This window comes from Pseudomonas sp. SWRI179 (assembly GCF_014268705.1).
GTDB lineage: Bacteria > Pseudomonadota > Gammaproteobacteria > Pseudomonadales > Pseudomonadaceae > Aquipseudomonas > Aquipseudomonas zanjanensis.
Window position 1 is genome coordinate 1 of sequence record NZ_JABWRA010000076.1, and the last position, 19,886, is coordinate 19,886.

Consider the following 19,886-nt stretch of genomic DNA (forward strand, 5'->3'; position numbering starts at 1 on the left):
TGGCTAGTTCTGCAGGATTTTCTGGCCTTTGACGACAACGTTCTTGTTCGCCTTGATGTTGATGGCGCCGGAGCCGTCGAGGGTAATGTTCAAGGACAAGAGTTGTTTCAAGACCAGTACGGGAGATGAAGCCGGGAACACGCCGAAGAAAGGCGTGGTCACTAGCAAGATCAAGGGGAAGGTGTACTTCATTGCTTGGTCGATGGACGTGAAGTTCGAAGGGGAAAATGTAGTCAGGCATTTAGACCTGATGACTCATAACCACGCATCCAAGCCAGGAAATACGCCTCCTTGGGCTTATGCCGACGCAGCAGCGACGACGCCCATCGAGCAGTGCAAGAAAGAAGTGGCCAGGAAAAACAAAGCGTGCGGGGGACTGCCGACCAAAGCGCAACGGTGTGACGACAAGGCCTGTACCTCCGCAAAAAAGTGTTTGCTGGTGTCCAAGAAGCAGGCGGATTCCAAGGCGCAGAACAGTCAAGTTGCCTGTTGCCCTGGCGAAACCGGCCACCACCTCGTTGAAGCCCATAGTTTTACAGCGACAGGGTCAGGTCGCCAAACGCCTCTTCCTCAGTTCCCAAATTACGATGAAAAAGATGCACCGTGCATTTGCGTGCAATGCCCTCAAGACGGAAGCGGACGCTATGAAGGGGACCATGGCTTCATGCATGCAGCCCAAGGCAAGCTGGAACAGGCCGCCATTGAGGGCGCGCCGCCCGGTCAAAAGGACTATGCCTGGAATTATGGCCAATCCCGTTCAGCGGGTGTGCGAGCGCTTCAGCAGACCTTTCCGAAGTCGAAATGCTCAAAGAAATGTCTGGAAGCGCAGTTGGACGCCTATCACAAGAATACAGTCGGAGTCAGGGACAAAACCCCTGTGAGGACACACACACCCAACCTTCAAGACAATCAGAAAGCGCTAGCCCACGATATGATCCCAGAGGTCACTATCAGTGCTTGGTAGCTCAATGGGAGCAAGGATGACATGACTCAGACATTGGATTGGACGCTGAGCCGAGTAGCCGTCTTCGATAAAAACCGCGTCTATGTGCTCGCCTACTCCAAACGCGAGCCCGGTACTCGAGTCTTTCGATGGACCGGAACATGGGACAACTATTATGTCCAGGCGATCTGCGCCGGTATCTGCGCGGTTCGCGGCGCGCCTCCCGAAATCCTGACGCTAGGCGCCAATGGTAGCGTTCATCGCGCTGCGCCTGACGGGCAAGCCTACGAAGATATCGTCGAGGAGAAACCCAGTAAACATGGCCTGCTGCGCGACATCCGCCCTATCGGTGCCAATGTCTATGCCACAGGCTTCGGCCGCCAAGTCTATGTTCGAAAGGACAGAACCTGGCAGCGCTGCGATCAAGGGGTGGTCGAAGATTCGACCGCCGACAGCCTCAATGGCTTCGAATCCATCGACGGCTTTGGTGAAGATGAAATCTATGCTGCCGGCAACCGGGGCGAGATATGGTATCGCCGGCAAGGTGCCTGGCAGCGAAGCGAAAGTCCGACCAACATCATTCTGGAAAACGTTCTTTGCGCACCCGACGGAGTGGTTTACATCTCAGGCCAGTTGGGCATCGTCATACGAGGGCGTCTCGACCGCTGGGAGCTCATTGAGCATGAACTCACGGACGATACATTCTGGGACATGGCCTGGTTCAATGACCGACTCTGGCTTGCAACCACCAAAGCACTCTACACACTAAAAGACGGCAAGCTGGAGAAGGTCGAGACAGGGCTTCCCGGCGATCAGAGCTTTAGATACCTGGACGCGAATGAGCAATGTCTATGGTCATCCGGTGAACGACACCTTGCCGCTTATGACGGAGTGAATTGGACACGCATACCCAGTCCTTAAGACGAATGTAGAGACGTACATGGAAAGTTTGTTACCGATTCTCGACCAACACACCGAAGAGGCCGGTTTCCTCGCTGCCCTGCGGGACGATGCCGTGCGTGCCCCCCATTACGATCTGGACCACATAGGCACGCTCGACAACCGCCTCGACGCCCAGCTCGACGGCCTTCGAATCGCCGGAACCACCGGCCTGGAAACCCTCCTGACCCAACTCAGCCCACACGCCATCGGCGAGATGTTCGCCAGTGTGGTCCTGGCCTTCGAGGCCGGTAACGCCCAAGTGCTGTCGCGGCTCAGCGCGCATTTGCGCAGCGCCTTGGAAACCGAGCGCGGTTACCTGATGGCCCTGGGTTGGCTCGACTGGGACCGGGTATCGCCCTGGATCGAACGCATGCTCGCCTCCCCCGAGCCCCTGTTCCGTCGCCTCGGCCTCGCGGCCTGCGGCATGCATCGCCACGACCCAGGCCCCGCCCTCCTGGTCGGACTGTCCGACGCCGACCCAAGCGTGCAGGCACGCGCTGCCCGCACCGCTGGCGAGCTGCGCCGGCGTGACCTGCTGCCAGCGATTCGTGCCCACCGCCAGCATGAAGACGCCGCCACGCGTTTCTGGGCCAACTGGGCCACCACTCAAATGGGTGATCAGCAGGCCTTGGAGCCTCTGCGCTCATTTGCCGAACGACCGGGCGAATTTCAATACCGGGCGCTTTGCGTGTTGCTGGCCTGGCAGGAGCGCGAGCCCAGCATCGCCTGGATACGCCAATGGGTACAGGATCCCAGGGATCGGCGCATCGGCATCCAGGCCCTTGGGCTGCTGGGCGATCCGGTCTGCGTCCCCTGGTTGATCCAGCAGATGAGCGACTTGCCCCATGCCCGCGTCGCCGGCGAAGCCTTCAGCTTGATCACTGGCGCGGACCTGGCGCTACTCGACCTGGAACTGCAGGCCCTGCCGGATTTCGATGCGGGCCCGAACGACAACCCTGAAGATCCCAATGTCGCGATGGACCCCGATGAAAACCTGCCCTGGCCCGACCCGCAGGCAATCGAAAACTGGTGGCAAGCCAATAGCGGCGACTTCCAGGTGGGGACTCGTTATATGCTGGGATTGGTCCATGGCGAACACAGTTTTCAGCAAGCCCTGGTCCACGGCCAGCAACGCCAGCGCATCGCCGCCGCCTGCGGCCTCGCCCGCTTTCGTCCCACCGAAGCGCTTTTCCCCACCAGCGCACCGGCCTGGCGGCAAAAGCGATTGTTGGGGATGACCGCGGCATTCGGGCGATGATCAAGGTGTTGGTATAGCGCTATGCCCTCGGCAATCATTTACAACCTCTGGAGACACCATGCCAAACCCAACCGGACAGAACCCCGTGGCACTCATCAGCGGGGTTGGCAGTGAGGTCGGAATCGGCATGGCAATTGCCCGCAGGTTGGGTGCCGCCGGTGCCAGACTGATCATCACCGCCAGCAGTGCACGCATTCTCGAACGCGTCGCAGAACTACGTGCCGAAGGGTTCGACGTCGAAGGGCGGGCCCTCGATCTTACCGATGAAAACCAGGTCCGTGAGTTTATGGTATGGGCAGAATCCGTCTGGGGGCAGGTCGATATTCTGGTGAACAACGCGGGCATGGCCATGCAAGGCAGTCCGGAGCTTTTTTCCGACTTGGCGACCATGGACCTGCACACCTGGAACCTGACACTGGCGCGAAACCTCACCACGGCCTTTCTGCTTACGCGGGCGGTCCTGCCCGGCATGCGTGCGCGTCGTTACGGGCGCATCGTCAACATCAGTTCCACGACCGGCACCCGCTGCAGCAACCCCGGTGAAGCGGCTTACAGCGCCGCGAAAGCCGCAATGGTTGGCATGAGCATGAGCCTGGCGCTGGAAGTCGCCCAGCAAGGGATCACTGTCAACAGCGTCGCGCCCGGCTGGATCACCACGGGGTCGACCACCGCCGAGGAAGCCAAGGCAGCTGGCTACACGCCGATGGGCCGGGCCGGACGTCCCGAAGAGGTGGCGGCATTGGTGGCTTTCCTGGCGTCGGCAGAGGCCAGCTACCTCACTGGCGAAGTCATCGTGGTGGATGGTGGAAACTGCCTGGTCGAGAACAAGGCGCCTTGATTCCCCTGTGGGAGCAGGCTTGCTCGCGATGGCGGTGGTTCAGGAGGCACAAGGGCTTCGAGAACAGCACGGTCTTGTGGCGAGGGAGCTTGCTCCCGCTGGGGCGCGCAGCGGCCCCCAAAAAGCGATGAGCGCTGCGCACTCAAGCGGGAGCCAGCTCCCTCGCCACAAAAGCGCCCAAGCGTCACTTGAATAATTCACTGCTCATGAAATCGATGAACACCCGCAGTTTCGGCGCCAAATGTTTGCTGGAAGGCCAGAGCATGCGGAAGGTGTTCTGATACCGGTTGAAGTCATCCAGGACGGTGACCAGCTCACCGCTGGCGATGGCCTTGCGCACGGTGAAGTCCGGCACGCAAGCGATCCCCAACGCATCGTGCACGACATGCAGCAACGCCTCGGTGGTGTTGCAAACCAGGGTGGCCGGCAGGTTGAGATCCGGCTCCCCTTCGCCGTTTACCGGCCAGACTTGCATCCGGCCAGTGCTGGGGAATTTGTACAGCAGGCAGGCATGCCGCAGCAGATCCGCCGGCACCTGCGGTGTGCCGTGTTCGGCAAAGTACCGCGGCGAACCAACCACAACCAGCTTGAACGTGCCCAACGGGCGGGACATCAGCCGAGAGTCGCTCGGTTCTCCGGTCCGAATGACCGCATCGAAACCTTCCTCGATGATGTCCACCAGCCTGTCGGAGAAATCCAGGTCCAGTTCAATACTGGGGTAGCGGCGCATGAAGGCGATCAGCGTCGGCATGACCAAATCCGCAACCAGTGGCAAGCTCACGCGCAGCTTGCCCCGGGGTGCTTCACGGGTTTGCGACAACTCCTGCTCGGCCGCTTCGACTTCGCAAAGAATCCGCCGGCAACGCTCAAGGAACAGCGCACCTTCCGCCGTCAGCGTGATACTGCGCGTGCTGCGATGAAACAGGCGGACTCCCAGTCGCGCCTCGAGCCGGGCCACGCTTTTGCCCACCGCCGAAGAGGAAATGCCGAGCGCCCTGCCCGCTTCTGAAAAGCTGCGGGTTTCGGCCGCGCGCACAAAAAAATCAATCCCGCTCAGCGATTCCAAGTCAGCCCCCATTGCGGACATTTTTTCCGATGTGTTCTGCACTCTAGCATTCTTGTCTCGCAAAAGACGCGCACTTACCGTGGTCGACACTTATCAGCGCTTCAGGCAGGTGCCCCATGACGATTGCCAATACCCATATCGATGCCGAGGTCGTTCAAGACACCGCACCGCTTCCCATCGGTTCACTATTTGCCCTGGCGCTGGCGGCGTTCGTGACCATTCTCACCGAAGCCTTGCCCGCCGGCCTTCTCTCACAGATCAGCGAAGGGCTGGCGATCTCCGAATCCCTCGCCGGCCAGTTGGTCACCGTCTACGCGATAGGTTCCTTGTTGGCGGCCATTCCGCTGACGGCAGCGACCCAAGGCATGCGGCGCAGAGCGCTTTTGTTGCTCGCCATTGCCGGTTTCGCCGTGGCCAATACCGTCACGACGCTTTCCACGCATTATGGTTTGACGATGGTCGCGCGCTTGCTGGGTGGCGTATCGGCCGGGTTGCTTTGGGCCTTGTTGGCCGGCTATGCCGCCCGCATGGTGCCCGCACACCAGAAAGGCCGGGCGATAGCGATCGCCATGGTGGGCGCGCCCTTGGCGTTATCCCTGGGCGTACCCGCCGGTACGTTGCTCGGCAACCTGATCGGTTGGCGGATGAGCTTCGCCATCATGAGCCTGTTCGCCGTCGCCTTGATGGTCTGGGTCCGACTCAAGGTGCCTGACTTCCCAGGGCAAGCCACCCATAAGCGCCTTGCCTTGGGTCAGGTTTTCACCCTCCCGGGCGTTCGCTCGGTGTTGTTCGTGGTGCTGGCGTTTGTCTTGGCGCACAACATTCTCTTTACCTATATCGCGCCGTTTTTAACGGCGGCGGGCCTGGGCGAGCGGATAGATCTGGTCCTGCTGGTCTTCGGTGTCGCGTCGTTGCTGGGGATCTGGGTCGTCGGCGTGCTGATCGATCGCCACCTGCGGGTGTTGACGCTGGCCGGCACGGTGCTGTTCGCCCTCGCGGCACTGACACTTGGCGTGATGAGCGACACGCCAGCAGCGGTGTATATCGCGGTGGCGGCTTGGGGAATCGCTTTCGGAGGGGCTGGGACGCTGTTCCAGACAGCCATCGCCAAGACGGCTGGGGACGCGGCGGATCTCGCCCAGTCCATGCTGGTCACGGCCTGGAACCTGGCCATTGCCGGTGGCGGGATCATCGGTGGTCTGCTGCTCGATCACCTGGGGGTCGTTGCGTTTGCGCCGGTCTTGGTCGTTCTCCTGCTGCTGACGTTGGCCGTGGTGTGGTCTGCAGAACGCCATGGCTTTGCGCAGAGCATCTAGCAACACGGTTCTATTACGCTTGGGGACTGATATCCCGGTTTGGTTTGCAAGATCAGGCAAGAATCAGCCCGGATCGTGCAACCCACCCCAACCATTCCTTCCTATAGTTAACCAGAGCCAAACCATCTGGAGCTGGTCCCCCTATGAGCGCCCTAAACATAAACGGCCGTGAATACACGGTCGACGTAGACCCTGGCACCCCGATTCTCTGGACCCTGCGCGATACGCTGGGCATGACCGGCACCAAGTTCGGCTGCGGCGCGGCGTTATGTGGTGCCTGCACCGTACACCTGGACGGCCAGGCCATTCGTTCCTGCGTGACGCCCATCGCCGCCGCCGAAGGCAAGAAAATCACCACCATCGAAGCGGCCACCAACGGCAGCGACCCGGTCGGCAATGCGGTGCACGAGGCGTGGGTCAAGCACGACGTGGCGCAATGCGGCTACTGCCAGAGCGGCCAGATCATGAGCGCGACCGCATTCCTCAAGGCCCAGCCCAAGGGCAAGCAGCCCACGGTGGCCGAGATCGACTCGGCCATGGCCGGCAATATCTGTCGCTGTGGCACCTACGCCCGAATCCGCGCCGCGGTGGCTGATGCCGCCAAGACCCTTGCCTGATCGGAGCCGACCATGTTGAACGAGATATTCCCGAACGAGCTCCCCCGCGCCTTGCAACAGATGCTTGAGCGCGACGAGGCTGACGGCCCAGCAGCCCTGCCCCGGCGCAGTTTTCTCAAGATCGTCGGCATCGGCGGCCTGGCCTTGGGTGCGTTCCCGCACCTGGCCTTGGCGCAGGAGGCCAATGGCGCCGCCGCAGCGCCGCTCAAGCCGACCCAGCAACCCTCCGCATTCGTCCAGATCGCGCCCAATGGCGAAGTCACGGTGACCATCAACCGCTTGGAGTTCGGCCAGGGCGTACAAACCGCACTGCCGATGATTCTCGCCGAGGAACTGGATGCCGACTGGAGCCTGGTGCGCAGTCGCAACGGCAGCAACGACGCCGCCTACATGGACCCGGCCTTCGGCATTCACCTCACCGGTGGCTCCAACACGATCAAGAACAGCTACACCCAGTACCGCGAACTCGGCGCCCGTGCGCGCGCCATGCTGTTGAGTGCGGCTGCTGCCCGCTGGAATGTGGACGTGGCGAGCCTGCATACACAGGCCGGCATGGTACTCGGGCCCGAGGGCCGCAAGGCGAGTTACGGCGAACTGGCCGAAGCCGCCATGGCGATGCCTGTGCCCGAACAGATCACGCTCAAGGATCCCAAGGATTTCCGCATCATCGGCCAGGCCACCACCCGCATCGATGCCAAGGCCAAGAGCAGCGGCCAACAGGATTTCGGCATCGACATGCACCTGCCGGGGCAGCTCACGGCGGTCGTCGCTCGACCACCGGTGTTCGGCGCCAGGATTGCCTCCCTGGATGACAGCGCCGCGCGGGCCACGAAAGGCGTCAAAGCCGTGTTGCGCGTGCCGCTGGACGGCGGCGCCGAAGGTGTCGCCGTGGTCGCCGACGGTTACTGGCAGGCGAAGTTGGCCCGGGATGCACTGAAGGTGGAATGGAACACTTCTACCGTGGAAAAAGTCGACAGCGAAAAACAACTGGCTCAATACCGCGAGCTGGCCAGCCAGCCCGGCCCGTTGCACTTCGACGCCGATATGACGCCGCTGGCCAGCGCGCCGCATCAACTGGACGCCGAGTTCGTGTTTCCCTACCTCGCCCACGCCCCGATGGAGCCCCTGAACTGCACGGTGCAGCTCGCCCAGGACAGCGCTCAACTGTGGGTCGGCACGCAGTTCCCCGGCGGCGACGGTGCCGCGGCCGCCAAGGTACTGAACCTCAAGCCCGAGCAGATCCAGGTCAACGTACAGACCGCTGGCGGTGGTTTTGGCCGGCGCGGCGTGCCCACCAACGATTTCGTGGTAATGGCCTGCGAAGTCGCCAAGGCCGCCCGCACTGCGGGAGTCAACGCCCCTATCCGCACCCTTTGGAGCCGGGAAGACGACATCAAGGGCGGCTACTACCGCCCCATGCATCTGCACCGTGCGCGTATCGGTTTTGACGACAGCGGCAAAGTCCTCGCCTGGGACCACGCCTTGGTGGGCCAATCGATCATCACCGGTACCGTATTTGGCGGGCGGGTGAAGAACGGCATCGACCCGACCGCCACCGAGGGCATGCGCAATCCCTATCCGCTGCCCATGCGCCTGACAGTTCATCATCCCAAGCTCAACGTGCCCGTATTGTGGTGGCGCAGCGTGGGCTCCACCCATACGGCGTTTGTGATGGAGACGTTGATCGACGAGATCGCCCGCACCACCAAGCAGGACCCGGTGGCGTACCGGATGAAGTTGTTTGGCGACCAGAGCCCACGCCATCGCGAAGCGCTGCAGTTGGCCGTGGACAAGAGCGAGTACGGCAAGCGCCAGCTAGCGGCGGGCCGTGCCTGGGGCGTGGCGGTCCACGAGTCGTTCAGTTCGGTGGTGGCTTACGTGGTCGAAGCCTCGGTACAGGATGGCCGCCCCGTGCTGCACAACGTGACCGCCGGCGTGCACTGCAACCTGGTCGTCAACCCACGCAGCGTCGAGGCCCAGGTCCAGGGCGCGGCGCTGATGGGCTTGTCGATGTGCCTGCCCGGTGGCGCCGTCACCCTGAAGGACGGCGTGGTGCAGCAGAGCAATTTTGCCGACTTCAGCGTGCCGCGCATTACCGACATGCCGGAATTCGCCGTCCACATCGTGCCCAGCGCCGAGCCTCCCACGGGAATGGGCGAACCCGGCCTGCCAGCGTTGGCCCCCGCTTTTGCCAACGCCGTGGCGAGCCTGACGGGTAAACCGTTGCGTGAGTTGCCGTTCAAGTTAGTGTGATGGGGCGAGGCTGTCTGGTCGCAATGCCAGGCAGCCTCGCGATCACAAGCGAATCCGTTTGATATCCCGCTGCGGCGGCGCCCCAAAGAGACGGCTGTATTCACGGCTGAACTGCGAGGCACTTTCATAGCCAACCAAGCCCCCTGCACTACTCGCGTCGACGTTCTGGCTCAACATCAACTGCCGAGCGGCTTGTAGCCGCAGTTGCTTCTGGTATTGCAACGGGCTCATGCCGGTTACAGTGCGAAAATGCTGGCGAAATGTGGAAGGACTCATGTGGGCTTGTGCCGCCAGATCGTCCATGCGCAACGCCTGGCGAAAATTCAGTTTCAGCCAGGCGACGGTCTTGGCAATGTGCTGGCTGGGTGAACCGGCAGCAATCACATGCAGCAACTGCGGCGCGTGGGCACCACTCAACAGGCGAGCGACGATCTCTTCCTTGATCAGCGGCGCCACCGCCTCAAGCAGGGACGGCTCCTCCAATAGCTCTATCAAGCGTCGCAGGGCGTCCAGTACGCCGGCATCCAGCGCTTGTACGGTTATCGGTCGAAACGCGTCGTCGCGCATGCGTTGTGACAGCTGCATGCGCTCGGCCACCTGCATCACCATCGTGCTGTCGAATCTGAGCATCATGCCCAGGAATGGCTTGGCGACGCTGGCTTGGGAAACATGGGAAATGACCGGCAGATCCACGCAGGTCACCATGGACTGACCGGGCGCGTAGGTCAGTATCTCGTCCCCGATCATGGCTTGTTTGCGGCCTTGCAAGGTCACGCCGATGCCCAGGCCGTAGAGGCAATGCATCGGCGCGGTGATCGCTTTGCGCCGATGCAGGGTCAAACCGGCAATAGCCGTTATCTGGTCGCCATCGCTGGGCACATGCCGGCTGACTGAACCGACCAGGCGACTGATATCGCTGACGCTCTGGTCGCTTTTAAAATCGGTGTGCACACTTCACTCCTTGGAAACTCGGGCCCACGACTCGCGGCGATGGCGAACAATGTTCGGCATCGCCGCGAGTCGTGGGCCAATATGGACGCAGTATGCTGGGTCGGCGGTTCGGATCGTTTGCCTGATTGGCGCAATTTCTTGCACGATTCAACGAGCCGTGGCGGGCGTCACTCCCTCAGAGGCAGTTATGACAAGATATTTCAGAAGCTGGGAGTGCACAAAGTGATGGCTCTGTCGGTTACCTAAAGAGTCTGGAAGATGTAGCCGGTGGACGGTTGATCGTCCAACGCGACACCTACTTGCGACAGTCGTTGGGCCAAGGCCGGCGTCTCGACCCGCACTTTCCAGTCCACGCGTGCCGGTGCCACGGGGGCGCGGTCGTAGCGCATGATCGCTTCAGCCAACTGCACTCGGTCTGGCAAGTACACCGCCAGCGCGTTGCCCTTCCAAGCGGCGACGCTCAGGCCCATGGCTTCACACAGCGCAATCTTGGCCTGGGCATCGTCCCGGTCCGCCTGGCGGGAACGTTCGATCTGATCGGCCAGGAGCGGATCGACGACGCGGTCGGTGAACAAGACCTCGCCCGCCTCCCAGACTTCGGGGGGACAGATCTTGTCGGCTGGACGCAAGGCAATGAGTGGATTGATTTCCATCGGGTAGATCCGACAGACCAGCGGCCGCTCTTCATAGATCCCACAACGACCATCGTCGCCGAGATTGCGGCACTGCGTCAGCGCATTGCCTGCCAGTACCGCAACAACTCGAATTCGGGCATCGCCACTGTTGACTTCCACCGCCCTTTGGGCGCTGTGGGCGAATTGTCGCGGTTCCGAGGGCCAGGTCGACTCATCGAATGCCTCCAGTACGACCGCCACCTCATGCCCGCGTTGTAGCCACTGCCTTGCCTCTTCCAGCGTCAGTGGAATCAGCCGACCCTTGCAGCAAACCCCGCAGCCGTTGCAGGCAAAGCGGATCGCGTTGTTTTCCATATCAAGCACTCGCACACATGTTTTTGAACGCCTACAGAAGGCCCCACCATTCGGATACATGCGTGGCAGGGCCTCAGGGCCGCGAGAGTATGTGGAGCGAAACGTCCATCCGCTTGCCGGATCCGCCGGCATGTTTGCCTGATCCAAGGTGATTTCCGGTATCAGCCTTTGGGAGGAAAATTCGTTGTTTCAGGCAACCTTTCACAATAGATATGAGGAACGCAGCATCATCGAAGATGATCGGCATCGATCACAGCCTGGGCGAACGCCTGCGGCGCCTCTTGCGGCAGATTGTGGCCGATGCCGCCATCGATCAGGCGATGCTCATATTTCCCGGTGAAACGCTTGGCGTAGGCTTCGGCGGGCGGATGGGGAGCGCCATTGGCGTCGCCTTCCAGGGTGATGGTCGGCACGCTGATCGACGGGAACGTCGCCAGTTTCTTCTCCAGCCTGTCGTATTTGGCTTCGCCCTTGACCAGCCCCAGGCGCCAGCGATAGTTGAAGATTGAAACGGCGACATGGTCGGGGTTCTGCAAGGCGGCGGCGCTTCGGTCAAACGTCGCGTCATCGAAATTCCACTTCGGCGACGCCAGCTTCCAGATCAGCTTGGCGAAGTCGTGGGTGTTCTTCTCATAACCGAGACGGCCACGCTCGGTCGCAAAGTAGAACTGGTACCACCACTGCAACTCAGCAGCCGGCGGCAGCGGCGCCTTGCCGGCCTCCTGGCTGCCGATCAGGTAGCCACTCACCGCCACCAGCGCCTTCACCCGCTCCGGCCAAAGGGCCGCGACGATGTCGGCGGTGCGTGCGCCCCAGTCGTAACCGCCGAGCACGGCCTGCTTTATGTTCAGCGCGTCCATGAAATCGATGAGATCGCTTGCCAGCGCCGACGGCTGGCCGTTGCGCAGGGTCTTGGCAGACAGGAAACGTGTATCGCCATAACCGCGGGCATACGGGATCAGCACGCGATAGCCCTTCTCTGCCAGCGCCGGCGCCACATCGGCGTAGCTGTGGATGTCATAGGGCCAACCGTGCAACAGGATCACCACCGGCCCGTCGGCGGGACCCACTTCGGCATAGGAAACCTCGAGCAGGCCGGCCTTGACGTGCTTGAGCGGGCCGAACGAGGTGTGGCTGCCGGGGGTGATCGCGCCGACAGTGCTCGCCGGCAGATCGGCCGCGCTGGCCGGGGAAGAGGTCAGTGCCAAGGCGCCCATCTGCATCATTGCCAACGCCAGGAGCGTGGGTGCAAGCAGACGGCGATGCCGGGGTACGGGGGAACTGTTTATATCCATGTGAAGCTCCTTGCGAACGACGTGGGTAAGCCGGTGAGACGGCTTGGGCGGTCTCGATGGGTCCCATTTGACGTTGGCCAGGTATCGCGAATGTGTCAGCGACGGGCTGGAATGCAAGCGTCCGTATCGATCGTGAGCCAGGATACGCTTGGATACATTCGGAGCTCACAAAAATGGGCCGCTGCGCAGCCCAGCGGGAGCAAGCTCCCTCGCCACAATGTGCACGCGCCTGCAATACGCGGAGTGGCTTACTTCACCGCACGCCACCGGTTTCGTGCATGCAGATAGGCGGTCGTATCGCTGTAGCCCAATTGGGTGGCGATCTGCGCTATAGGTTCGCCTTGCATTTCCAGGAGTTGCTCCAGTTCGGCGCGCACCTGGTCGAGCAATTGCCTGAAGGTCGTGCCTTGTTCTTCAAGGCGCCGGCGCAGCGTCCTCGGCGTCTGGTGCAGCGCGTGCGCCAGATCCACCAGCGTCGGTGTCTCGCCTTTGGCCAGCGATTGTCGAACGCCCTCGGCGAGCCGGGCCGACCATCCGGTGAAGTGGCGATGCGTGGCCAACCGACGGTCGAGTTCCTGAGTCAGCAGCTCCAGCAGTCCGTGATGACGCGTTTGCATCGGCAGACGTGTGCTGGGGGCATCGAAGTAGAAACGGTTGACCGGGCAATCGAACTCGACACGGTCGCCGAACCAGTGGCTGTACTGGAGGTAGTACGAGGGTCGCGAATGGGCGAATTGGGCGAGAACCGGTTGTACGTCCCTCCCCGTTCCTTGTCGTAGTTGCGTAATGGCCATCACGCCGTAGTGCTCGACCACATACCGCGCCAGATCACCCGGCGCGTCGACATTCAGCTCGACCCCCAGGCCGTTCTCATCATTGACCAAACGCACCGTGTCGGTGTCAGCGGCCAGCGGTGCGTACCGCGCCCAGAGCTGCATGGCCGAGAGGACGTCAGGGCTGTACAGGCAAAGGTAGGCCAGGACGTGCCAGTCCTGCGGCGTGAATAACCCGAACAAGTTCAAGCCGATCGCCGGATCGACCCGCGCAGCCTCGCGCCAGAGCTGATCCAGTTCGATCAGGTTGTAGTCCTTGTGCTTCCCGCCCGCATGACTGTCCAGGAAACGCTCCAGCACCTGGCCCAATTTGCCCCGGTGAAAGCGTTGGGGTGAGCGATTGACCGCTTCTCGCTCGATTCTGTCCGTTTCGCGCATTGGGAGGGCTGACTCGCTGGCTTCTAATGAAATGGCATTGCCCGCTGGGGCCTTAATCGAGAGTGCCATGAATACAACAATGCTCGCCAATAATCCTTCCGCTGTCGTGGCCGGGATATTCCTCGCCTTCATTCTGCTGGAACTCGCTTGCTCGGCCTTGCGCCAGTCATCGGCCGGCAGGCGTGACGTACTGATTGAAGTCATCGGCTCCGGGATCCTGGTGGCAATCACCTTCCCTGCCGTCATGTGGCTGAGCGGCCAGCTGCTCGGCCTGGCTGCCCCGCAGATGAAGGATGCGCTGGTGGCAATCCCTTGGGCCGCGGGTTTCGTGTTGTTCCTGCTGCTGGACGACATGACGCAATACTGGTGGCATCGCCTGACTCACCGGGTGCCCGCCCTCTACGCACTGCATCGTGCCCATCATTCCGCGCCCTACATGAGTGTCCGGATCGTTTACCGCAACAACAGCTTCTACTACCTGCTCATGCCCGGTATCTGGCTGTCCGGCATGCTGATCTACCTGGGCCTTGCGCCGGTCTACTACGTCTATTTGATCATCAAGATGACCGTCATTTTCGCCGCGCACAGCAGCGTGGCCTGGGATGACAAATTGTATGGCGTTCGCGTGTTGCGGCCCCTGGTCTGGATCCTGGAGCGGACGATTTCGACCCCGGCCACCCACTCGGCCCACCATGGCTTGACGGCCGAGGACGGTGTCACCCATTACAAAGGCAACTTCGGCAACCTGCTGTTTCTATGGGACGTCTTGTTTGGGACCGCAAAGATCACGCGCCGACGTCCGCCGGCCTACGGCATCGAGCATCTGTCGCCGATCAGTTGGCAAGAAGAATTGTTCTGGCCCGTCGTACGCGCTCGCCGTACCGCGCCCAAGACCTGCGTCCAACCGGAGGTGACGCCGTGAGCCGGCGTATCGTCGTGCTGTCGGGTTCCAATCGGGCGGGCAGCCAGTCGCTCAAAGTGGCAAGTCATCTGCGACAGCGACTGACAGATCTGAACCTGTGGGAGGCCAGCGACTTGATTGACTTGGCCACCAGCCGACTGCCGCTTTGGCCGGAGCAAGATCGCGACCAGCTGTGGCCCGCTCAACAAGCGATCCTTGCCAAAGCGACGGCGCTGATCGTGATCAGTCCGGAATGGAACGGCATGGCCTGCCCGGCGCTGAAGAACTTCTTCCTGTACGCGGGGATCAGCGAGCTCGGGCACAAACCCGCGCTGTTGGTGGGCGTCTCGGCGGGCCTGGGCGGCGCATACCCGATCGCCGAGTTGCGTGCGTCGAGTTACAAGAATTGCCGGCTCCTTTACTTGCCTGAACACCTGATCATTCGAAACGTGGAATCGATGTTCAATGACCAGGCGCCGGCCAACGAAGACGATAAGCGCATTCGCGAACGTGCTGATTGGGCGTTGCGCCTGCTCAGCCAGTACGACGTTGCGTGTCGCGAGATCAGGCGGGCCCTTGAACAGCCTCCGGCGTTTTCTACCGGTATGTAGGCGGTAAGTCCTGCGCTCAGGCCGCCCCGGATTTCCCATGAAACGCCTGCCCCAGCACCGCCAATCGCTCCGCCAGCGGTGGCAAGCATTGGCTGCTGCGGGTCAGGACGCCGATGTTGTCAGCGTTGCGCTCAGCCACGGCCTGCACGCTTTGCAGACGCTGGCTGATGCCAATCGACGCCTGGGATTGCTCCTGGGTGGTGCTGGCAATCAGGTCGTTGAAATGGTTGATCACGGCAATGTCTTCGACCACGGCATGCAACAGTTGCGAAGCCATTTGGCTGGCGGACACGCAGCGTTCTACCCCGTCGCGGCTGTCTTGCATCGCGACGGCGGCCTGGCGGCTGCCTTGTTGCAGCTTGGCGATGATCTGCTGAATCTCGGTGGTGGACGTCGAGGTCTTTTGTGACAGGGTGCGGACCTCGTCGGCCACGACCGCGAACCCGCGGCCCTGATCACCGGCACGGGCGGCTTCGATGGCGGCGTTGAGGGCCAGCAGGTTGGTCTGCTCGGCAATACCATTGATCACATCCAGTACCTGGCCGATTTGCTGGGCCTGCTCGGCCAGCACCTGCACGGTGTCGTTGGTCAGGTTGATGCGCCCTGCCAGCTCGACGATCTCTTCCCGGGTCTGGTCAACCGTGCTGCGTCCGCGGTTGACCTGCTCATTGGCCTGGCCGGCACGCTGCAAGGTCTGGTCGACGTGGCCGGCGATGTTCTCCATGGCTTGGACCAAGTGGCCGATCGCACCGCTCATCTGCGCCACTTCGTCGAGTTGGTGGCGGGCACCGGTTTCCAGGGTCTGGCCAACCTGGGAGAGGTCCTGGCCCAGGTCCGAGAGGTTGCGGGTGTCGCGCACCACGCCGTCCACCAGTTGGGTGACCTGTTGGAGGAAATGATCGAAACGCTCGCTCGAAGAGACCTTGACGCCCTCGCCGCGCTGCCTGTCGGTGTCATGGCTCAACTGAGCGGCCGCTGCCAATACCTTGTCGAGCACCTCCTGGTTTTCCGTGGCGTCGGCCAGGCTCTGGTTCGCCAGGTAAATCAGGATCACGCTTTCTACCACCACGTAGAACGCGTGGAGGAAGATCATCGACCAGCCGCCGTGGGTATCCATGACGAACACCGGATAACCCTGGTGTTGAAGCCAGTGGAAGCTGAGGTGATGAACCGCGATGGTAGCGGCGGCCACGACAATCGGCAGCCAGTCACGGTAGAACGTCAGCACCGCCAGCAGCACGAAGATCCCGAAGTGGAATTCGGTCACGCCGTGGGTCTGGTTGATGTGCAGGGCCGCCATGACCATCAACGCCACCGCAATGACGCAGCGCATGGCCCGCGTACCGGCCAGGACGCGATAAAGCGCGGTACTCGCCACGCAGGTGCTCGCCCCCACCAGCAACGCCTGGGTGAACGTCGAGTGCAGGAAGGCCAGGCCCAGGGAATACAGCAGCGCCAGCCAAAGCAGCCCCAGCATGATGCGGTCGGCTTTACGGTGGTGGTCGTTAAAGCGCACGGGCGATGTCATGGGGGTCGTCCTTTTCAAAGACTTGGAGGTCCGTTACCAAATGCCGTAAACGGCTTAGCGGCGTTTCGAGAGGGAACTTTAACTGATTATCATCAATTAGTGGCACTGCGCCACCAAGCTTTTCTCAGCGGCCTTTGCTTTATGATGTCCGCCATCTCATGACTGACTGATGGAACCCCCATGACTTTCGATTTCGACACCGTATTGGAGCGCCACGGCACCGGCAGTACCAAATGGAGCCGCTACCCGGCGGATGTGTTGCCGATGTGGGTGGCCGACATGGATTTCGCTGCCCCGCCGATGGTCATCGACGCACTGCACAAGCGCCTCGAACATCCGATGCTCGGCTACAGCGTCGCCCAGGACGATCTGCGTGCAGCCATCACGGCTGACCTGTGGAGCAAGTACGCCTGGCGCGTCGAGCCTCAGCAGATCGTGTTCCTGCCCGGCGTCGAGCCAGGTTTCAACATGGCGCTGCATGCCTTGGTGGAACCCCGGCAGAACGTCGTGGTGCAGGTGCCCAACTACCCACCGCTGCGCCACGCCCCTGGTCACTGGCAGTTGAACAAAGTGGAATTGCCGTTCGCCCCGGTCAACGGTGAGTTCCATACGCCGTTGGCCGCGTTGCGCGAAGCGTTGCAGGGCGGCGGCGCCTTGTTGCTGAGCAATCCCCACAACCCGCTGGGCAAAGTGTTCGAGCGTGAAGAACTCCAGGCCGTGGCCGACATTTGCCTGGCGCAGGACGCCTGGATCATCTCCGACGAGATCCATGCCGAACTGTGCTTCGACGGCCGCGTGCACATACCGACCGCGTCCCTCAGCCCCGAGATCGCCGAGCGCACCATCACCCTGATGTCCGCCAGCAAGGCCTACAACATCGCGGGGCTGAAAACCTCCTTCGCGATCATCCAGAACGCCAAGCTGCGCGAACGGGTCAACAGCGCCCGGGCCGGCATGGTCGACAGCGTCAATGCCCTGGGCCTGGAAGCGACCCGCGCGGCCTACAGCGAAGCCGGCCCGTGGCTGGAAGCCCTCAAAGCCTACCTGCAAGCCAACCGTGATTACCTGGTCGAGGCGGTGAACACTCGCCTGCCGGGCATCACCATGACCGTGCCCCAGGGCACTTACCTGGCCTGGCTGGATTGTTCAGGCTTGGAGCTGGATGACCCGCAAGGATTCTTCTTGAAGGAAGCCAAGGTCGGGCTCAGTGCTGGGCTGGATTTTGGTGACGATGCCGGGCAGTTCGTGCGCCTGAACTTCGGCTGCCCGCGGGCGCTGCTGGAGGAAGGGATTGCGCGGATGGAGCGCAGCCTGAAAGCCAGGGGTTGATCCAACCGGCGACGCAGAGCCCCTGTGGCGAGGGAGCTTGCTCCCGCTGGGTCGCGAAGCGGCCCCCAACGACCACACAACTCGGTGTTGGTGAGAATTGAGGGGGCTGCTGCGCAGCCCAGCGGGAGCAAGCTCCCTCGCCACAGAGGCTTCATCGCCGCAATGGATCGGTGCTCTACTCCTGCATATCCGGCGCATAAACAAAACACAGCTTGTTCCCCTCCGGATCGCGGCAATACGCGCCGAAATAGCCTTCGCAATATTGCGGCCGCGGGCCGGGTGGGCCTTCGTCGGTACCGCCCATGGCCATCGCCTGCTCCCAGGCGGCGCGGACCGTTTGCGGGGAGTCGGCGGCGAAGCTCACTTGCATGCCATTGCCCCAGGTCGCGGGCAAGCCGTTGAACGGCAGTTGGACAAACACCTGGGGCCAGTGCTTGCCCGGCTGACGCCAGCCTTCCCCCGGCGGGCCCGAATCGTTTTCGCTCTCCATCCGCTCCAGTCCCAGGCAGCCGAGGACTGCGTCATAAAAAGCGACCATTTTCGGCAGGTCGCGGGCGCCGATCTGGATGTGGCTGAACATGGCCCTGCTCCTCTTTCAAATCCGTACGTGGATTGGAGAATACCGCAACCTCCAATGTTCGCCCGATGCCGCCTATTCACCGACGAAACAGCCCTCGTCACGCTCATCGACTGACCGGACAATCCGACCGAACTCCGCCAGAAAAACCAAAGTCCACCCTCCATCGCAACCCAACTGGAGAACGACAATGGCCGACTACCCTTTCCCGCCTTTCCCGAAACAAAGCCAGCCGGTGCCCGGCACCCAGCGCAAAATGGATCCGTACCCGGACTGCGGCGAGCAGAGCTACACCGGCTTCGGGCGATTGGCGAACAAGATCGCCCTGATCACCGGCGCCGACAGCGGCATAGGTCGCGCCGTCGCCATTGCCTTCGCCCGTGAAGGCGCGGACGTGGCGATTGCCTACTTGGACGAGCACGAAGACGCCAAGGAAACCGCGCGCTGGGTCGAACAAGCCGGCCGCCAGTGCCTGTTGCTGCCCGGTGACCTGGCGGACAAAGGCCTGTGCCGCAAGATCGTCGATGAAACCGTCGCCCGCTTCGGGCATATCGACATCCTGGTCAACAACGCCGCGTTCCAGATGACTCACGAAACCCTCGAGGAGATTCCCGACGAGGAATGGGTGCGCACCTTCGATATCAATATCACGGCGATGTTCAGGATCTGCCAGGCCGCCGTGCCGCACATGAAGCCCGGTGGTTCGATCATCAACACCACCTCGGTCAACTCCGACATGCCCAAGCCGACACTACTGGCCTATGCCACCACCAAGGGCGCCATCGCCAACTTCACCGGCGGCCTGGCGCAAATGCTCGGGCCCAAGGGCATCCGGGTGAACAGCGTGGCGCCGGGACCGATCTGGACGCCGCTGATCGTGGCGACCATGCCCGAGGAGGAAGTGCAGAATTTCGGCTCGCAGACACCCCTCGGGCGTCCTGGCCAACCGGTTGAGGTGGCGCCGATCTATGTGCTGCTGGCCTCCGACGAAGCCAGCTACATCACCGGGGCCCGTTATGGGATTACCGGGGGCAAGCCGATGCTTTAAGCAAAGCGCAGTGTTTTACCTGTGTTTTCTGTGGCGAGGGAGCTTGCTCCCGCTGGGCTGCGAAGCAGCCCCTCAACTCTTGCCAACACCGAGTTGTCTGGTCGTTGGGGGCCGCTTCGCGACCCAGCGGGAGCAAGCTCCCTCGCCACAACAGCCCCCGTGCCACAAAAAGTGTCTAGCGACAGTGCTCAGGACGGCTCCTTGGCGATCACC

The 19,886-nt window shown here is 61.9% G+C and carries 18 protein-coding genes; 11 read left to right on the forward strand and 7 right to left on the reverse strand.

The window, feature by feature from the left end; genetic code table 11:
* The first annotated feature begins 85 nt into the window (after positions 1-85).
* Genes HU767_RS26670 through HU767_RS26685 form a run of 4 tightly spaced genes read left to right on the forward strand, consistent with a single transcriptional unit; the run spans position 86 to position 3,981 of the window.
* Positions 86-964, forward strand: a complete 879-nt coding sequence (locus HU767_RS26670) for a PAAR-like domain-containing protein (RefSeq protein WP_238349528.1) — start codon at positions 86-88, stop codon at positions 962-964.
* Positions 965-985: 21 nt separating this feature from the next.
* Positions 986-1,864: a hypothetical protein gene (locus HU767_RS26675; protein ID WP_186705670.1), complete on the forward strand. Its 879-nt coding sequence runs from the start codon at positions 986-988 to the stop codon at positions 1,862-1,864.
* Between the two features lie 19 nt (positions 1,865-1,883).
* Positions 1,884-3,143 carry a TIGR02270 family protein gene (locus HU767_RS26680; protein WP_186730922.1) on the forward strand — a complete coding sequence of 420 codons (1,260 nt, stop codon included), beginning with the start codon at positions 1,884-1,886 and terminating at the stop codon, positions 3,141-3,143.
* Positions 3,144-3,201: 58 nt separating this feature from the next.
* Positions 3,202-3,981 (forward strand): SDR family NAD(P)-dependent oxidoreductase, encoded by a 780-nt coding sequence (locus HU767_RS26685; protein WP_186730923.1) that lies wholly within the window; start codon positions 3,202-3,204, stop codon positions 3,979-3,981.
* A gap of 184 nt (positions 3,982-4,165) precedes the next feature.
* On the opposite strand, the gene HU767_RS26690 is transcribed toward HU767_RS26685, so the two are convergent.
* Positions 4,166-5,047: a LysR family transcriptional regulator gene (locus HU767_RS26690; protein ID WP_186730924.1), complete on the reverse strand. Its 882-nt coding sequence runs from the start codon at positions 5,045-5,047 to the stop codon at positions 4,166-4,168.
* A 116-nt stretch (positions 5,048-5,163) separates the two neighbouring features.
* Between HU767_RS26690 and HU767_RS26695 the strand changes: the two genes are divergently transcribed.
* The 3 genes from HU767_RS26695 (at position 5,164) to HU767_RS26705 (ending at position 9,233) form a co-directional block, all read left to right on the forward strand.
* Entirely contained in the window at positions 5,164-6,363 is a 1,200-nt protein-coding gene (locus HU767_RS26695) for an MFS transporter (RefSeq protein WP_186730925.1), read from the forward strand.
* 143 nt (positions 6,364-6,506) lie between these two features.
* A complete protein-coding gene (locus HU767_RS26700) occupies positions 6,507-6,980 on the forward strand; it encodes a (2Fe-2S)-binding protein (RefSeq protein ID WP_186730926.1) in 474 nt (157 codons plus the stop codon).
* A gap of 12 nt (positions 6,981-6,992) precedes the next feature.
* Positions 6,993-9,233, forward strand: coding sequence for a xanthine dehydrogenase family protein molybdopterin-binding subunit (locus HU767_RS26705; protein WP_186730927.1), 2,241 nt, complete (start codon positions 6,993-6,995; stop codon positions 9,231-9,233).
* Between the two features lie 42 nt (positions 9,234-9,275).
* On the opposite strand, the gene HU767_RS26710 is transcribed toward HU767_RS26705, so the two are convergent.
* From HU767_RS26710 to HU767_RS26725, 4 genes are all read right to left on the reverse strand, one after another.
* Entirely contained in the window at positions 9,276-10,184 is a 909-nt protein-coding gene (locus tag HU767_RS26710) for an AraC family transcriptional regulator N-terminal domain-containing protein (protein WP_186730928.1), read from the reverse strand.
* Between the two features lie 242 nt (positions 10,185-10,426).
* Positions 10,427-11,173, reverse strand: a complete 747-nt coding sequence (locus tag HU767_RS26715; RefSeq protein ID WP_186730929.1) for a YkgJ family cysteine cluster protein — start codon at positions 11,171-11,173, stop codon at positions 10,427-10,429.
* 227 nt (positions 11,174-11,400) lie between these two features.
* On the reverse strand, positions 11,401-12,468 hold the full coding sequence (locus HU767_RS26720; protein ID WP_186730930.1) for an alpha/beta hydrolase: 1,068 nt from the start codon (positions 12,466-12,468) through the stop codon (positions 11,401-11,403).
* A gap of 248 nt (positions 12,469-12,716) precedes the next feature.
* Positions 12,717-13,679 carry an AraC family transcriptional regulator ligand-binding domain-containing protein gene (locus HU767_RS26725; protein ID WP_186705680.1) on the reverse strand — a complete coding sequence of 321 codons (963 nt, stop codon included), beginning with the start codon at positions 13,677-13,679 and terminating at the stop codon, positions 12,717-12,719.
* Between the two features lie 67 nt (positions 13,680-13,746).
* Between HU767_RS26725 and HU767_RS26730 the strand changes: the two genes are divergently transcribed.
* On the forward strand, positions 13,747-14,601 hold the full coding sequence (locus HU767_RS26730) for a sterol desaturase family protein (RefSeq protein ID WP_186730931.1): 855 nt from the start codon (positions 13,747-13,749) through the stop codon (positions 14,599-14,601).
* Positions 14,598-15,191: an NAD(P)H-dependent oxidoreductase gene (locus HU767_RS26735; protein ID WP_186730932.1), complete on the forward strand. Its 594-nt coding sequence runs from the start codon at positions 14,598-14,600 to the stop codon at positions 15,189-15,191. The genes HU767_RS26730 and HU767_RS26735 overlap by 4 nt, the downstream gene beginning before the upstream one ends.
* 16 nt (positions 15,192-15,207) lie before the next feature.
* Here the strand turns inward: HU767_RS26735 and HU767_RS26740 are convergent, their stop codons facing one another.
* Positions 15,208-16,719: a methyl-accepting chemotaxis protein gene (locus HU767_RS26740; RefSeq protein WP_186730933.1), complete on the reverse strand. Its 1,512-nt coding sequence runs from the start codon at positions 16,717-16,719 to the stop codon at positions 15,208-15,210.
* Between the two features lie 180 nt (positions 16,720-16,899).
* Here HU767_RS26740 and HU767_RS26745 point away from each other — a divergent pair, with 180 nt between their 5' ends.
* Positions 16,900-18,048, forward strand: a complete 1,149-nt coding sequence (locus tag HU767_RS26745) for a PatB family C-S lyase (RefSeq protein ID WP_186705684.1) — start codon at positions 16,900-16,902, stop codon at positions 18,046-18,048.
* 175 nt (positions 18,049-18,223) lie between these two features.
* Here the strand turns inward: HU767_RS26745 and HU767_RS26750 are convergent, their stop codons facing one another.
* Positions 18,224-18,628, reverse strand: a complete 405-nt coding sequence (locus HU767_RS26750; protein ID WP_186705685.1) for a VOC family protein — start codon at positions 18,626-18,628, stop codon at positions 18,224-18,226.
* 187 nt (positions 18,629-18,815) lie between these two features.
* On the opposite strand from HU767_RS26750, the gene HU767_RS26755 reads away from it, so the two are divergent.
* On the forward strand, positions 18,816-19,673 hold the full coding sequence (locus tag HU767_RS26755) for an SDR family oxidoreductase (RefSeq protein ID WP_186730934.1): 858 nt from the start codon (positions 18,816-18,818) through the stop codon (positions 19,671-19,673).
* The last annotated feature ends 213 nt before the right edge of the window (positions 19,674-19,886 follow it).

Coding starts and splice junctions, on each gene's coding strand:
- HU767_RS26670 (WP_238349528.1), top strand. CDS start 86: ATGTTCAAGGACAAGAGTTGTTTCAAGACCAGTACGGGAGATGAAGCC.
- HU767_RS26675 (WP_186705670.1), top strand. CDS start 986: ATGACTCAGACATTGGATTGGACGCTGAGCCGAGTAGCCGTCTTCGAT.
- HU767_RS26680 (WP_186730922.1), top strand. CDS start 1,884: ATGGAAAGTTTGTTACCGATTCTCGACCAACACACCGAAGAGGCCGGT.
- HU767_RS26685 (WP_186730923.1), top strand. CDS start 3,202: ATGCCAAACCCAACCGGACAGAACCCCGTGGCACTCATCAGCGGGGTT.
- HU767_RS26695 (WP_186730925.1), top strand. CDS start 5,164: ATGACGATTGCCAATACCCATATCGATGCCGAGGTCGTTCAAGACACC.
- HU767_RS26700 (WP_186730926.1), top strand. CDS start 6,507: ATGAGCGCCCTAAACATAAACGGCCGTGAATACACGGTCGACGTAGAC.
- HU767_RS26705 (WP_186730927.1), top strand. CDS start 6,993: ATGTTGAACGAGATATTCCCGAACGAGCTCCCCCGCGCCTTGCAACAG.
- HU767_RS26715 (WP_186730929.1), bottom strand. CDS start 11,173: ATGGAAAACAACGCGATCCGCTTTGCCTGCAACGGCTGCGGGGTTTGC.
- HU767_RS26720 (WP_186730930.1), bottom strand. CDS start 12,468: ATGGATATAAACAGTTCCCCCGTACCCCGGCATCGCCGTCTGCTTGCA.
- HU767_RS26725 (WP_186705680.1), bottom strand. CDS start 13,679: ATGCGCGAAACGGACAGAATCGAGCGAGAAGCGGTCAATCGCTCACCC.
- HU767_RS26730 (WP_186730931.1), top strand. CDS start 13,747: ATGAATACAACAATGCTCGCCAATAATCCTTCCGCTGTCGTGGCCGGG.
- HU767_RS26740 (WP_186730933.1), bottom strand. CDS start 16,719: ATGACATCGCCCGTGCGCTTTAACGACCACCACCGTAAAGCCGACCGC.
- HU767_RS26745 (WP_186705684.1), top strand. CDS start 16,900: ATGACTTTCGATTTCGACACCGTATTGGAGCGCCACGGCACCGGCAGT.
- HU767_RS26750 (WP_186705685.1), bottom strand. CDS start 18,628: ATGTTCAGCCACATCCAGATCGGCGCCCGCGACCTGCCGAAAATGGTC.
- HU767_RS26755 (WP_186730934.1), top strand. CDS start 18,816: ATGGCCGACTACCCTTTCCCGCCTTTCCCGAAACAAAGCCAGCCGGTG.